A 13,651-nucleotide genomic window follows, 5' to 3' on the forward strand; every position below is an offset into this window, starting at 1 on the left:
CTGTTTAGCTGACGGGATCTATGTCCCACGGGCAGTTACGTTTTACCCCGGCTACCGTTATAATAAAACCATATAAAAAATGGTCAACCAGAAATATTTTCTTATCTGGCTGACCTTATAATACGAACTGGGCAGTTTAGTAAAAAAAGAGATGTTAATTTTACAACATCTCCTTTACTTTTAATTCCTTGTGATTTTTAGACTCTAATTCATATTTTAGATATTCCAGAAAGGGCGCTTTAGTTGAAGAGTGGGCATTGTTGCCGAATCACATTTTCTTTTTCAACAAACGGGTTAATCCAAGTTGAAAGTAGTATAAGAATATTATTAGTAGGCGATACCTACACGTGATTTTATATAATCGCTTGCTTTTATCTGTTTAAATGAAAATTCTGCTGTATCCGGTACGGATATTTCAGCTCCACCCTCCGGCAAAAAATTTCGGTCTATTCGATATTTGCCTACCCTTTCTCCATACGGCAAGTACGTAGGACAGACAATCGTCCATTCGAGGGTTGATTGTTTGAGCATATCGTAAACTTTATGATGTTCTTTCGCTGCACGGGTTGACCTCTGCTTTGATTCACTTGATTGATAACGCAGAGAATTTGGCGTGGTTCTACTTTGCAGAATACCCGCAGTTCCTATAGTTATTATTCGTTTTATACCTTCGTTTTCCATTGCTTCGATAATAAGTGGCATACTTTCTGATAGAGTGGTTGTGCCATCAGTATTTAGTGCACTAATAACTACATCAATCCCATGCATTGCACGTACTATATCATCTTTATTTAAAACATTCCCTTCAATAATGGTTAAATTTTCATTATTTATTTGAATCTTCTCTGGAGTGCGAACTAATACAGTAACATGATGACTTTCATGAAGGGCATAAGTAACTATTTGACTTCCAACTCGTCCAGTTGCACCTAAAATTAAAATATTCATAAGAATGAGGCTCCTTTTGCAAATACTAGTATTTTACTATAAAAGTTATTTTATTGTCTTGTTCAACGAACGTATAAACCAATAGGTATTACAAAAAAGATTGTGAATAATTGCACTTAAACTAATGGGTGCTTTAGTGAAAGAGGAAATAAGTAATTTTATGATTGAAATCATATTTTAGCTATTCCATTATAGGGCAGATTGTTGAACAACACAGGAAGAAAATGATGTACAGAGATAATAAAGTTGTTTAATTTACAATAAAGTCGTTTAAAACATAATAAAGTTGTTTAAAAAACGCCAGTCATGTTATTCAACAAAACAACTATATTTTTAACCCCGTCCTAAATTTAGAACGGGGTTATGCTTGTTTGATCTTTTAAAATTAAATAACTTTATTGTCTTTTTACAATTTTCTCGGTATTGTAGCGAGAAATTAGGCTTTTTCTTCAAAATGCCAGTCAGTGGTCGGTGTGTATTCTATAATAAATTATAGTCTAACCTTAACCTCAGTACCGTCCTTAGCTTTGACATCTACTAGCACGATCCCCTTATAATTTTTCAGTTCCCTGACGATAGGCTTTAGCGTTTTTTTGTCTATTAGTGGAAAGGTAAAGTCCAGTTTTTTTCTTTCGAAGTGCTCTTTTGTCCATTTGTTTACATTTTGCTGAAAAAATTTTGAAGACAAAATTGAAATAACAATGTTTAAAATAGCATATGGAATTGGGATGGAAAACCGAACGTCTTTTGCTTTCACTTTTACATGCATCATAAGCAAATCACTAATCAATGATGACCGAAACGGTATCCCCATTTGCCGATTTAATATCAACAATTTGGCCACCTAATTCGTTTTCGATTGCTTCAATAATAAGGTTTATGTCTATATCTTTAATGTATTTTTCCGATTGAGGAATACTCGCTGCGATGCTGTGTCCAGCCATTAATACTACCTTGACAAGTTTTATAGGCAAATTAACCGTGACGTTATCATTTTCAGCTGATACAACACGAATTTTTAATGTTTTATCTAAATATTTAGTCGGTTTTTCAAAAAGCTTATTACCTGTTTCTTCTTTCTCTTTTAATACTTGAATCAGTTCTGATCCCTTATCTGCATCAATCTTCCCTTCTTGAACCATTGTTAACACTCTTGTAATTTCCTCTTTCATATGATAAATTCCTCCCTATTCCTCTTTTAAGAGCTTAATGGCTTCTTCTGGTGTGATTTCGCCATTTTCCAACATGGTGATAACTTTTTTCTCGTCTACTTCATTTTTCTTCTTCTGCACATATCCAAGGGATGAAATGATGTCTGTTAGCTTGCCTCGAACCGTTGGATACGAAATCCCCAGTTCCTTTTCAACTTCTTTGATATTCCCTCTGCATGTTAAAAATACTTCCACAAAATGAAGCTGATCCTTTGATAAGGATGCCAGCTTAGATAATTCAAACTCATTTTCAATCGTAGTGTGACAATGAGAGCACTCCAACTTTGTAATTTTCAATGTTTTACTGCAGACAGGACAATTTGTGATTACTTTATAAGCCATAATGAAATTCCTTCCTTTTAGTTGATTCGATTATATAACAAGTAATTAAAAATATAAATAATAAAATTTAAATTTTTTAATACAAAAATTAATAATATTAATTTATCTTTTAATATTATTAATTATCCGTTTCATTATTCATTCAAGTATTATATTTACCATAATGGTTGAGATTGTAGACATTCCTCTTGGTGAAAATACCCAATTACATAATGAGCACGATTACTTAGACTTTGAGATGCTGATTAATATTCCATGGATATTTGATATTAATATTCCAAATGATGATGATTCAGCAGTCGTTAGCATTGATGTATTATTTAATGATTTAGAACTTGAAAATTATTAAGCTTACGGGTTGATTAATCTCCGATTATGCAGTGATTTGAGGACTTAGTCTGTATTTTAGTTATTCCAGAATAGGGCGCTATTGTTGAATAAAACTTAGATTTTTAAACGACTTTATTGTTATATTTTTAAATACAGTGAAGTATCTTATATCGAAAATTAAACAACTATATTTTAACCCCGTCCTAAATTTAGAACGGGGTTATGCTTGTTTTAGGTTTTAAAATTAAATAACTTTATTGTCTTTTTACAAATGATCAAACTTTTTTATAAAAACGATACTTAAATCTGCTGGATATGAATCCATTTTGATCAATCTTTTTTCAAAATGGAGTCTTTTTATTTATCGTAAAATACTGGTTTGTCAGGTGTTTTTAATCAAACTTTATTTCAAAGCAACATATAGCCAATCAAGGTTTTAATCATCCACATTATATTTTAGGAATATCAACCACTTCTCCTGGTGATTTACTAATGAGAAGATCAGGAATGTTTGGATTATTCTTTTTCAATTTATACTTTTGAATTTTTGTTAATTCAGGGTCGAAGGAAATATTCTGAGGCTTAAATTCTAAGTTGATAAATTTATTATAAATCTTACCCAAAAAATCTTTCCATTCCTTTAATGAAGAACTTGAAACTTCATCTGGATTCTCTAACATACGATATCCGTCTGCAAAATAAAACATTAGTAAACCCGTTCCGAAATCACAAGCCTCATTTTCAAGAATAATCGTTGGTACATCAAATCCACTATTCCAGTTATAATTTGCAGCAAAGTAATGAAGGAATAAAGAGTTGTTTGTATTCGTTAACTGACTGATGATATCGTTTTTATCTGTATTATAAAGTAACTGTTCAAGGAAATTAATCTCTTTCTTTTCCATAGGCATTTACCTCCTTACCTAAACTTATTTTTCCAATTGTTTAAGCTTCCTGTCCCAAAGTTCTACCGTTGCACCTTGACTAGGATATAAAGGAAAAGTCCATAAACCAATAGTAACAAGAAACAGTCGAATTATTATAGTCATAAAACATGATCAAAAGGAAAACAGGTGAACCCTACCTGTGTTTAACTCTACGGAACGTTTGTTGCTACTAACCATATAAACCTCTAAGATGAAAATAGAGCAGGAGGAGAAAATGATGAATAATCGTAAAGTTGGAGAGTTAATTTATAATTTGCGGAAGGAAAAAGGGCTAACACAGAAACAATTAGCTGATCAAATGAACATTTCTGATCGAACGGTTTCAAAATGGGAGCGTGGGTATGGCTGTCCAGATGTCACGCTATTACCAAGTTTATCTACCCTATTGGGAGTAAATATAGAAAGTATTTTAGTTGGTGAATTATCGTCGAATGAATTTGTAGGAGGAAATATGAAAAAGTCGAATTATTTTGTCTGTCCGTCATGTAATAATATTGTATTAGCAACTGGAGATATAACCATATCTTGCTGTGGGAGAAAGTTAGATCGATTAGAAGCGAAGAAAGCAACAGACGAAGAAAAGCTATCAATGACAGAAATTGATAATGAATGGTTTATTTCAAGCGACCATTCTATGACAAAAGATCATTATATATCATTTATTGCTTTTGCTACTGGTGATCAGGTTCAGATTATTAAACAGTATCCTGAATGGAGTTTACAAACACGTATCCCGAAACGTAAACACGGCAAACTGTTATGGTATGATACTCAATTTGGTTTATATTATCAGCTTTTATAAAAATTTGTTAGATAAAGTGAGACTTCCATCAGTGGGGGTTTTCTTCATCCCCCACTGATGGTTAGCGAGACTTATCATGCTCAGGAACGCCACATCCTGTGGCTTCGCCTGACTTGGACGTCAATCGTTCGTCGGATCTTTACGGGCAGTTATCTCCCACTTCTCTTTTTTGCTTCTCTCGAATCTTTCGTTAAGAGTTTTAGTGCCCGTTAAGGTGGGATAAATGATCATATACGAGTTATGACTTAGATGTTAATACTCGATTACCTTTCCCTCACTTTTTGAATAATCTTGATCCAAAAAGTGAGGGATTCATTTGTACTACTAATGCCTTCATCTCTAAAAATATGTATCGAGTGTAAGCCTTGTTCCTTACAGTACGCTTTCATTTCATCTTCTTGATATTTCAAGACTCCATGATGGTATAACCTTCATAAGTTTTTGATTTTCGTTAATCCCAGTTATCAATTGCCTCTTGAAAGTTATCTTGTATATATTCATTAAAAGTTGTATATCTATTTATTTCTCTTTTGCTTATATCATCCCATCGCATAACATTATATCCATCTGCTGTGCTTAAGCAGTAAACAAACTCACCAACATTCTCAATAACAATATATTTTTTTGGTAAACCTAACTTTCTATAACGCTCTGTACTTTCAACAACAGATGAGTAGTCTGCTCCTTCAACACCAAGTATGTCAACTCCACAAATCCCTCCAGAGCCATACTTTTTATTTGATAGTTCTGGCTTACTTTCATTCAGTATTCGTCAAAAGATGACAAAAGTCCTTTTACAATAGAAAAGTGACTCACATATTTAATGCTGAGTCACTTTTTTTTATTCTTATTGATTTTTTGGTAAGTGTCAACTGCTTTTTTCAAATTTTTCTTTCTTTGATCTAAACTTTTTTTATTTTCAGGTTCGATTAATTTAAATAGTCTCAACTTTTATCATCTCCTTGATAAAATCTATGAGTCTATCATTAATTTTATTCCCTTAAATTACACCATCTAAACCTCTATAGTCATAAACCATTGGAATTAAATCCTCTTCATTCCGTTCTAAATATTTCCAATCAACAAACCCATTATTTGTATAAAATTTTATCAGTTCTTGATCGTTAAATGCTTCCAATAGAAGAAAACTAACACCGATATTTTTCCTCAATTCAAATCCCTTCCCAATTACCCATTTTAATATCAAACTTCCTATTCCATCTGCTTGATATTCAGCCTTTACCCCAATAGAGTATAATTGAATAGCAGGATAGTAAGTAGGATATTCTCCTTCTAAAAAAATACCTGCTGGTGAAATAGACAGTCTATCAGCTAATAGAGTACAAAACCCTACTAACTCCTCTTCTAAATAAAATAAATTTGTTGTAGCTTTACCTTCACGTTCTAATATTGCACATTGATTGTTAAAAATATAGTCAATCTTATCGTTTCCACAAGAAAAACCAGAATTACAAACTTCTGGTTTGAATGATTCAACGTATAATTCCTCTTCGAAATTCATACCAATTACCTAACTTTAATTCTTGCTAAGGTCTTTAAAGACTCATTTAAAATAGCATTTCTTTTTTCTTTATTTTCAACAATCGGTAAAGTTTTTAAATGATTATATTCAGATTTTATGTTTATTGATCGAAGAGGTTTTGTTCTATCTAAAACAGGCATAAAACCTCACTCCCCTTTGTCTTTTTTATAAGTATACTACTGTTTTTCACTACAAGTCTATTAAAATAACTATTTTTTGTATACTTTTTCCAGACAAATCCCGAGGGAAACTACCTATTTTTTGTAAGATTATAATTAACAACTCTGTTTATCTTGTATAGTTCTACATAACTCTACGTAATTCTACATATCACAAACATGCTAACAATACTCTATGATGGTACAACCTTCATGAGCTATCCATTCTCAAACATACTAATTTATATTTAAACTTAAAAATCCGTCTAAAAATTGGAGATAGCAATCATGGTTCTGCTCATCACCTCTATTAAAAAACTATTCTTTAGCTAAAATAGACCAACCAGTGAATGGTTGGTCTGATATTTCTTTTTCTTATGTCTTAAACATATTTTTTCTATTTTAAAAAATACCGGAAATACCTCAAAGAAAAGACTGATAAGTTTTATATTGCTACTTTAAACCGCCTTTGGTTTTAATTCAACGTCAACATTTCCACGAGTAGCCTTGGAATAAGGGCAAACTTGATGGGCTTCCTCGGATAATTTCTCGGCTTCCTCTTGGCTTACACCTTTTATTTCAATATTTAATGTAACAGCTATTTTAAATCCTCCGTCATCTGAATCCTTCAAAAAGCTTACATCAGCTGTTGTAATTGAATCGATCTCTTTTTTCTTTTGTGAAGCCACTGAATTCAGCGCTCCATCATAACAGGCCGAGTAAGCAGCAGCAAACAATTGCTCAGGATTCGATCCTTTTTTGTTAGATTTTTCAGTCGGCATCACTAAATCTAAATCTATTAATCCATCATCCGATTTCACATGGCCCTCTCTTCCACTTTTAGATGTCGCATGTGCTGTAAATAATACTTTACTCATTATAAAATCTCTCCCTTATCAATGTAGTTTAACGCTTGAAAAAGAATACTCTATTAACATTCCCCCTTCTGGTAATGTTAAAACATTTGTAGAAATCAAAGGTTTTCTTAATAGACTTTAATTTTACAATCATAAGCGGTCCATTATTTAAGATATGTATTACACTAGCAAATAGAAGAAACAGAGTTTAGGAGAGAATAAATGCTATTTTGATAAAGAAAAACGATTAAAAAGAATTATATTTAGGAATCTACTTTGCAGTCTATAACAGAACCCTATCACTACCCGCTGTAGGGGAAATCTCTGATTTATTTTTCTATCTAGACTTTATATGATATCAAATTGTATTTTATGTTTTATGTTTCATACTCATCAATTCGGGTATTTCTTAACTGAGCAAGAAAAAATCTAGGAGGTTGAATAATAATGGAAAATAAAAAAGTAGTTGGTGTTTTTCAGTCAGAAGAAGAAGCTATTTCAGCAATTAACTCACTAAAAGACCAAGGATATCACTCGGATGACATTTCCGTCATTGCAAAAGGGCGAAACGATAGAACTCTTATTGAAAATGAGACAGGCACTAAAGCAGGTGAAGGTGCGGCAACCGGTATCGCAACAGGTGGTATAGTCGGTGGTGTCGGAGGATTACTTGCCGGACTCGGAGCATTGGCTATTCCAGGAATCGGTCCGATTGTGGCAGCCGGTCCGATAACAGCCGCTGTTGGCGGTGCTGCACTTGGCGCTGGAGCAGGTGGACTAGTCGGTGTCTTGATCGGTATGGGAATCCCTGAGGAACATGCAAAAGAATATGAAAATTATGTAAACGAAGGTGATATTTTAGTTCTCGTTGATGATGATCCTGAAAGAAGAACCCGTATTTACGATACTTTTCGTTCGAATAACACAAAAAATTCGGATTTGTATGATCAAGATTTAGGAGCCCTTCACCATGTAAACAATCAAAAGGAGCGATAGTGAATGACCCCTCCTTAACACCCTTTCGGGTTGTTTGAAGAAGGGGCTTCCTGATTCACCAACCGTAGCATAGTGGGGTTTCCCACTATGTCTTACACAATCTCCACAGGCGTAGATTATACTGTTCGGACACAACCTTGCCCTACAGTTATCGGAATTTTAGTTTATCACAAGCAATTCTTCCTTTGCTTTTTGTAGGATATTTATTGCAGCATTATAGTCTCTATCAAGCACCGTTCCACATTTCTTGCAAATGTGAGTACGAATAGAAAGGGACTTTTTTACTCGATTGTTACAACAAGAACAATCTTGAGAAGTGAATGTTGGTTCTACCTTGATAAGTACGCCGCTATTTTTTTCACATTTATATGCAAGCATGTTTCGAAACATGCCCCAACCAGCGTCAGAAATAGATTTAGATAACTTTCTATTTCTAACCATATTACGGATATTCAGATTTTCAACAGCGATAACCGAATAGTCTTTCGCTAAGTTGTAGCTTAGTTTGTGAAGAAAATCTTTCCGTTGATTCGCTACTTTCTCATGAAATTGCCGAACTTGCTGTACTTGTCTAATGTAGTTAGCAGAACCCTTTTTCTTTTTAGAAAGTTTTCGTTGTGCTTTCTTTAATTGTTTTTCTTTTTTACGAAGAAATCTAGGATTATCATACTCTAAACCATTGGAAAGAACCGCATATTTATTTAGCCCCACGTCAATTCCTACTGCATTATTTGAATCAATACTAGTTGGTATCGCTTGTCTTTCGACACAGAAAATAGCATACCATCTTTTGCCTTGACGCTTGAGGACAAGTTGTTTCATTCTTCCTTCTAATGGTCTATGAAGTAGAATGTCTATTTCACCTAGCTTTGTATTGAATAACTTTCCGTTATCAGAAAAAGACATGGCCATTCTGTTGCCTTTTTCATTAATCCCAAATTGAGGAAACGTCATACTCGTATAATCTTTGTACTTTTTCTGTTTTGGATATTTTGTATCCTTGCGAAAGAAACTATCGAACGCTTTTTTTAATCGCACAAAAACTTCCTGCAAAGGCTGAGAAGGAACTTCTTTTAGAAACGGATATCTCTTTTTATCCAAGGTTTGTTGTCTTTGCATATCGTAACGGTTGTAATTTTCTTTATTTTTCCTATATTTACGTTCTTTGTCTAAAAGGGCAGAATTATAGGTTTGACGACAATATTGTAGCCATCGATCTAGCATTTTCTTCTGTTCTTCATTTGGAAAGATTTCGTATTTTTGATTCACTAACATTGTCGTCACCACCCTTATATTCTATCTCTATTATAGAACATACGATCCCTATATACAACCCTTCAGGCTGTCGCCTGACCAACATTCATCCCCTCCCTACCGTTGGGCCTACGCCCTTCAAACGCTTGAGGAAGGGGAATTCTTTTGGGTGTTCGTTAAAAAATCATAAGAATTAAATGGATACGAAAAGGGCAAAGGGATGCTTCTTTGTGCTTTCTTTCGCCAATTAAAAAAACTATTCACGAATCCTGTGAATAGATGAATGACATAACCTAAACTATTAAATATAGAATAAAAATAGAAAGCCCTTTAAGATAACAAACCAACCTATCACTTTTTAAGAAATTCCAAGAACTCGCTGTTTGGGTGTATTCTGGACACAGCATACTTATATCATTAATAATATAGAACGGTACACCTATAATTCCTAACTGCCGTTCATGGTATGGAAATTAAGGTCTAGTATGTCCCCCTTACTTTAGGAGCGTGCTAATATCTCGTCGTTTATTTTTTTGCAGACATGGAAGCAAGTGCAGATTCATTGAATCCTTTAACGATGAGCCATACTGCTAAAATCATTTCATTAGCAAATACTGGTAGTGCCAAAATAGCACCCCAAACAGAAACTTGTTGAATTACACCGAACATTACTAACAAGGCACAAATAAAAACAAGAGTTGCCCCTGTCATACCCAAGATTGGTATAAACCTGGGTACGAGCTTGGATTTATAAAATATATAACTGTACATTATCGTATTTATACCCAGCAAGAAATTGGGTCCAAGCAAAAACGTCCAGTCATATACCGCTTTTAATAAAGTACCTGAAGCTTGAAAAGAGGCGGTATCTAGGGCTCCTGCTGCTACAAATTCCCGGCTTAAAGTCAATAGGGACAGTACGCTAATTACACCAACAGTAATAACAATCGCTTCAAGAAACCTGAAGCAAACATGCCAAAGAGCTATAGTTTCATTATACTTTCTTAAAATTGGAAACATTGTAGTTGCAGTACCAACGGCTGAAACAACAAGAATTAACTCCATAAGCGCTCCCAGTATCACCTGGTTGGCATGTTCGGAACCTCTCATCAAGTAATCGGGACCATTTAGGATAGGATCGTATAAAAGACGACCTATTATCGCCGTAACGGCTGCAAGGATAAACAATACCCCCACAAGTTTTGCGGATTTTTTGTTTGAATTCATTTTTTATCTCCTTCTTAATAAATTGATAAAAATTAGACATACGTCCTCTTCATCTACTCTGTTATACCAAGTCCCTCTGATTCGTGTAATTCCTCGACATCAGCCATTCTCATCAATGACCCGTCCTTGTGATTACTATGAGGTTATCTAATAAAAAATTCATATAATAGTTTCATTTTTTCCGTAAATTCACATACAAGAATAAGATCCACCACATTTTAGTATCTTTCTTCTTCAACTATTCCCCAGTTAGTACAATAAGCTTAACTTCACAAACTTGTAAAAATTCATTAATACTTATAAACATACTGCCAAAACATACATCAATTAAATGCCAAAAACAGTGCAGTTACTTCAAGCTTGTTGCTAATTATTAATGAGACTACCGGTCATGAAAGTTAACAATTTCTAAGTGTAAATGAATATACAGTTAAAGGGAGTATTCTAGTGGTATTTTCCGCTAGAATACTCCCCCTTTCTTTTCGAGCTTATCAATAAATGTTAACTATTATTTTTTCTTTTCCACTCAATTGCTCTTCGTTCCAAGTTTTTCACAAAATCATTTTTACCGTTACTATATCCATCAATGTCTTTAGGGAACTCATGAGCAAGTTGTTCCTTCAGCTTTCCATATTCCATTACGTCTTCTTTATGGGATTTTAGATAATCACGAACTGCAAGATGGCGTTCAATTTCAAAGTCATTATCATATTGAAAAATATGTATTTGGTGTGTCCTGTTTTCTCCGCCTTTTCGAAAATATCTTCTTCCTTTAATCCCTAATTCTCCAAGTGGCTCATAACCTATTTCAATCATCTTTTCATTAAAATTATCAACTTTTTCAATATCTAGAACGATTGGCATAATATCGATGATTGGCTTAGCTTTTAAATTTGGTACTGCTGTACTACCTATATGATGAATGTCAACGAGTTCATCTTGTAATAGATCTCTAATTATTGTTGCTTCCTTTTCAAATAATTGAACCCAATTTTCATTATAATCTGTCACAATAATATTCATTGCACGATTAACCATTGTAGATTACCTCCTACTATCTCTTAGACTAAGTCCTTACAATAACCATTATTTCTCAACTAACCGCTTCGTTAAAGAAAAACTACATATTGAATTTTGACACTCGCAAACTGTCATATGTGTCTGTCATTTCAAATTTTTATCTTTCCAGTACCCCATTTCCGTCAAGGTCAGACCTTGAAATTGACAAATAATCTCGCAGCCTCGTATTCTATCTTTTTTAAACAGTTCTGTCGACATACTCTAAATAGCTCTTTTCACCATCATATCCTTCCCCATTGTCGATTACACCTAGTTCTTTCACAAAAAAGTAAATGATCAGAATAAACTCTTTGAGACTTGAAGCATATACTTCCCACTCGTCGTATTCGTGGTCAACCCAAATAATTTGTCCATATGATCTGTGTAGATCATGATCTAAATCTATGGCAAAAAAATTACCTCCACCATCATGATAAATCGGAATTTTTTTATGCAACATGGGATTTGGCTTTACTTTACCAGCCGGGATGGATCTGATTCTCTCATCTGGATTCTTCCAATTTAAATTACCTTTAATTTCAATTAATTGTTGAAAAAGAGCTGTGACATAACGCCCGTCACCTTCTGATACCATGTATTCTGATCTTAAATCATGATCAAGCTCATTGACCGCATTGATGGTGTCTTTTCGGCCTTTATCGGCTTTTTCGATATGGTCATCAAAGCTACTTGTTGAGAAGACGTTTAGTGGAACGAGGTCATCAATTCGGTTGAAAATCCTTTGCAGCTCATCCTGCTGGCTTGCAACCATTTCCTTATGATTTCTTATGTGATGTACTAACTTTAAAAAGCTACTCACGAATCTCATGAATAGCTAAATGACATAACCTAAACTTAAAATATAACAATAAAGTCGTTTAATTCTAGAAGATTAAGATGTTCGCTCATTTACAGGGGATTCCTCATGGGCTTTTCGAGAAGATGCCGATTTTAGTTGCAATAGTTTTGAATCTACGGATAGTAAATAGCTGCCGTTTAACACGAGATATAGAGCAATAATCATTAAAACAACGTCAAATTCATACCCGCCTAAGAAACCATCTCTTAATTTAACAAGCATAATTGCTCCAATCATTATGCAAGCAATTAAACCAGAAAAGATTCTTGTACCAATACCTATAATTAAAGAAATTCCGCCAACTAATTCAATGAATGCAACGAAGTATGCCAAAAAGCTTGGCAATCCCATGGATGGGAAACCGGCAGCAAAATTTTCAACACCACCTTGGAATTTATCCATTCCATGCATAAAGAATGTAAAACCTAATATGACCCTTAATAAAAGTGAACCAATTTCTTGATTCTTTTTCATCGTTATTCTCCCCTCCCACTATTAAAAAGTCATTTTAAAATGTATTTAGCCCCTCCTTCGCTAAATACCATAATAGCCACTCGTGCTATCCCACCTAGTTTTAATTTAACAAAATTTTATTACTAAATTGGACAATCTGTATTAAGAATTGTTAAATCTCCGTTAAGTCTCTGTTAAGGATAGTAAATAATTTCTTCTTTTCACCTAAATCAATGACGTTTGTTTAACGACACGCCATTGATAATGTCAACCTTTTCAGAATATAGCTATTCCATCATACTGATGTTCTCTTTTAAGCTGTTTCGTCTTCTTCATTATAAAAAGGATAAGTCTGTTAAATCCAATACAGAATTTAATCAAACTCTATTTTAAAGCTACTCTAAGATCATTAGAGGAAATTTCCACCAATACTGCAATTTTTCATCCTTTTACACAAAAAAATGCTCCAAAAGCTATGCTTTTGGAACATTCTTTTATCCCACCTTAACGAGCAGTAAAACTCCCCCTTCAAGATTCTAGAGAAGCAAAGAAGATAAGTGGGAGATAACTGCCCGTAAAGATCCGACGAACGATTGACGTCCAAGTCAGGCGAAGCCACAGGATGTGGCGTTCCTGAGCATGATAAGTCTCGCTAACCATCAGTG

Annotated in this window: 17 protein-coding genes; 3 read left to right on the top strand and 14 right to left on the bottom strand. The window is 34.0% G+C overall.

The genetic code is table 11. The features are described 5' to 3' along the window. Positions 1-327 precede the first annotated feature (327 nt). From K9V48_RS24675 to K9V48_RS24690, 4 genes are all read right to left on the bottom strand, one after another. Entirely contained in the window at positions 328-948 is a 621-nt protein-coding gene (locus tag K9V48_RS24675) for an NAD(P)-dependent oxidoreductase (protein ID WP_224141760.1), read from the bottom strand. A gap of 490 nt (positions 949-1,438) precedes the next feature. After that, positions 1,439-1,720: a hypothetical protein gene (locus K9V48_RS24680; protein ID WP_224141761.1), complete on the bottom strand. Its 282-nt coding sequence runs from the start codon at positions 1,718-1,720 to the stop codon at positions 1,439-1,441. A 10-nt stretch (positions 1,721-1,730) separates the two neighbouring features. After that, the gene (locus tag K9V48_RS24685) at positions 1,731-2,120 is read right to left on the bottom strand and encodes an SHOCT-like domain-containing protein (protein ID WP_224141762.1); all 390 of its coding nucleotides are present in this window, start codon (positions 2,118-2,120) and stop codon (positions 1,731-1,733) included. A gap of 15 nt (positions 2,121-2,135) precedes the next feature. Next, entirely contained in the window at positions 2,136-2,501 is a 366-nt protein-coding gene (locus tag K9V48_RS24690) for a DUF2089 domain-containing protein (RefSeq protein ID WP_224141763.1), read from the bottom strand. Between the two features lie 163 nt (positions 2,502-2,664). On the opposite strand from K9V48_RS24690, the gene K9V48_RS24695 reads away from it, so the two are divergent. Beyond that, positions 2,665-2,850 (top strand): hypothetical protein, encoded by a 186-nt coding sequence (locus K9V48_RS24695; protein WP_224141764.1) that lies wholly within the window; start codon positions 2,665-2,667, stop codon positions 2,848-2,850. A 430-nt stretch (positions 2,851-3,280) separates the two neighbouring features. Here K9V48_RS24695 and K9V48_RS24700 read toward each other — a convergent pair whose 3' ends face one another. Next, entirely contained in the window at positions 3,281-3,736 is a 456-nt protein-coding gene (locus K9V48_RS24700; RefSeq protein WP_224141765.1) for a DUF4274 domain-containing protein, read from the bottom strand. Between the two features lie 259 nt (positions 3,737-3,995). Here K9V48_RS24700 and K9V48_RS24705 point away from each other — a divergent pair, with 259 nt between their 5' ends. Then, positions 3,996-4,580 (top strand): helix-turn-helix domain-containing protein, encoded by a 585-nt coding sequence (locus K9V48_RS24705; protein WP_224141766.1) that lies wholly within the window; start codon positions 3,996-3,998, stop codon positions 4,578-4,580. A 451-nt stretch (positions 4,581-5,031) separates the two neighbouring features. Here K9V48_RS24705 and K9V48_RS24710 read toward each other — a convergent pair whose 3' ends face one another. The 4 genes from K9V48_RS24710 to K9V48_RS24725 all read right to left on the bottom strand — a co-directional run bounded on the left by K9V48_RS24710 (position 5,032) and on the right by K9V48_RS24725 (position 7,159). After that, positions 5,032-5,349 (bottom strand): SMI1/KNR4 family protein, encoded by a 318-nt coding sequence (locus tag K9V48_RS24710; protein ID WP_308012620.1) that lies wholly within the window; start codon positions 5,347-5,349, stop codon positions 5,032-5,034. Positions 5,350-5,580: 231 nt separating this feature from the next. Further along, positions 5,581-6,102 (bottom strand): GNAT family N-acetyltransferase, encoded by a 522-nt coding sequence (locus tag K9V48_RS24715; protein WP_224141767.1) that lies wholly within the window; start codon positions 6,100-6,102, stop codon positions 5,581-5,583. 5 nt (positions 6,103-6,107) lie between these two features. Next, positions 6,108-6,263 carry a hypothetical protein gene (locus K9V48_RS24720; RefSeq protein WP_224141768.1) on the bottom strand — a complete coding sequence of 52 codons (156 nt, stop codon included), beginning with the start codon at positions 6,261-6,263 and terminating at the stop codon, positions 6,108-6,110. A 476-nt stretch (positions 6,264-6,739) separates the two neighbouring features. Next, entirely contained in the window at positions 6,740-7,159 is a 420-nt protein-coding gene (locus tag K9V48_RS24725) for an organic hydroperoxide resistance protein (RefSeq protein WP_224141769.1), read from the bottom strand. Between the two features lie 426 nt (positions 7,160-7,585). On the opposite strand from K9V48_RS24725, the gene K9V48_RS24730 reads away from it, so the two are divergent. Beyond that, positions 7,586-8,134, top strand: a complete 549-nt coding sequence (locus K9V48_RS24730) for a general stress protein (RefSeq protein ID WP_224141770.1) — start codon at positions 7,586-7,588, stop codon at positions 8,132-8,134. A 159-nt stretch (positions 8,135-8,293) separates the two neighbouring features. Here the strand turns inward: K9V48_RS24730 and K9V48_RS24735 are convergent, their stop codons facing one another. The 5 genes from K9V48_RS24735 to K9V48_RS24755 all read right to left on the bottom strand — a co-directional run bounded on the left by K9V48_RS24735 (position 8,294) and on the right by K9V48_RS24755 (position 13,007). Then, complete coding sequence (locus tag K9V48_RS24735) at positions 8,294-9,409, bottom strand: RNA-guided endonuclease InsQ/TnpB family protein (protein ID WP_224141771.1); 1,116 nt, start codon at positions 9,407-9,409, stop codon at positions 8,294-8,296. A gap of 504 nt (positions 9,410-9,913) precedes the next feature. Next, complete coding sequence (locus K9V48_RS24740; RefSeq protein WP_224141772.1) at positions 9,914-10,615, bottom strand: DUF4386 domain-containing protein; 702 nt, start codon at positions 10,613-10,615, stop codon at positions 9,914-9,916. 501 nt (positions 10,616-11,116) lie between these two features. Then, complete coding sequence (locus K9V48_RS24745) at positions 11,117-11,653, bottom strand: GrpB family protein (protein ID WP_224141773.1); 537 nt, start codon at positions 11,651-11,653, stop codon at positions 11,117-11,119. A gap of 220 nt (positions 11,654-11,873) precedes the next feature. Then, positions 11,874-12,503, bottom strand: a complete 630-nt coding sequence (locus tag K9V48_RS24750) for a T7SS effector LXG polymorphic toxin (RefSeq protein WP_224141774.1) — start codon at positions 12,501-12,503, stop codon at positions 11,874-11,876. Positions 12,504-12,566: 63 nt separating this feature from the next. Next, the gene (locus K9V48_RS24755; RefSeq protein ID WP_224141775.1) at positions 12,567-13,007 is read right to left on the bottom strand and encodes a DoxX family protein; all 441 of its coding nucleotides are present in this window, start codon (positions 13,005-13,007) and stop codon (positions 12,567-12,569) included. Positions 13,008-13,651 lie beyond the last annotated feature (644 nt).

Source organism: Metabacillus rhizolycopersici (assembly GCF_020075705.1).

Excerpts from the sequence above, each read along its gene's own strand:
- K9V48_RS24735 (WP_224141771.1), bottom strand. The coding sequence starts at position 9,409 with ATGTTAGTGAATCAAAAATACGAAATCTTTCCAAATGAAGAACAGAAG.
- K9V48_RS24695 (WP_224141764.1), top strand. The coding sequence starts at position 2,665 with ATGGTTGAGATTGTAGACATTCCTCTTGGTGAAAATACCCAATTACAT.
- K9V48_RS24740 (WP_224141772.1), bottom strand. The coding sequence starts at position 10,615 with ATGAATTCAAACAAAAAATCCGCAAAACTTGTGGGGGTATTGTTTATC.
- K9V48_RS24685 (WP_224141762.1), bottom strand. The coding sequence starts at position 2,120 with ATGAAAGAGGAAATTACAAGAGTGTTAACAATGGTTCAAGAAGGGAAG.
- K9V48_RS24745 (WP_224141773.1), bottom strand. The coding sequence starts at position 11,653 with ATGGTTAATCGTGCAATGAATATTATTGTGACAGATTATAATGAAAAT.
- K9V48_RS24680 (WP_224141761.1), bottom strand. The coding sequence starts at position 1,720 with ATGATGCATGTAAAAGTGAAAGCAAAAGACGTTCGGTTTTCCATCCCA.
- K9V48_RS24705 (WP_224141766.1), top strand. The coding sequence starts at position 3,996 with ATGAATAATCGTAAAGTTGGAGAGTTAATTTATAATTTGCGGAAGGAA.
- K9V48_RS24690 (WP_224141763.1), bottom strand. The coding sequence starts at position 2,501 with ATGGCTTATAAAGTAATCACAAATTGTCCTGTCTGCAGTAAAACATTG.
- K9V48_RS24755 (WP_224141775.1), bottom strand. The coding sequence starts at position 13,007 with ATGAAAAAGAATCAAGAAATTGGTTCACTTTTATTAAGGGTCATATTA.
- K9V48_RS24725 (WP_224141769.1), bottom strand. The coding sequence starts at position 7,159 with ATGAGTAAAGTATTATTTACAGCACATGCGACATCTAAAAGTGGAAGA.
- K9V48_RS24720 (WP_224141768.1), bottom strand. The coding sequence starts at position 6,263 with ATGCCTGTTTTAGATAGAACAAAACCTCTTCGATCAATAAACATAAAA.
- K9V48_RS24715 (WP_224141767.1), bottom strand. The coding sequence starts at position 6,102 with ATGAATTTCGAAGAGGAATTATACGTTGAATCATTCAAACCAGAAGTT.
- K9V48_RS24675 (WP_224141760.1), bottom strand. The coding sequence starts at position 948 with ATGAATATTTTAATTTTAGGTGCAACTGGACGAGTTGGAAGTCAAATA.
- K9V48_RS24700 (WP_224141765.1), bottom strand. The coding sequence starts at position 3,736 with ATGGAAAAGAAAGAGATTAATTTCCTTGAACAGTTACTTTATAATACA.
- K9V48_RS24750 (WP_224141774.1), bottom strand. The coding sequence starts at position 12,503 with ATGAGATTCGTGAGTAGCTTTTTAAAGTTAGTACATCACATAAGAAAT.
- K9V48_RS24730 (WP_224141770.1), top strand. The coding sequence starts at position 7,586 with ATGGAAAATAAAAAAGTAGTTGGTGTTTTTCAGTCAGAAGAAGAAGCT.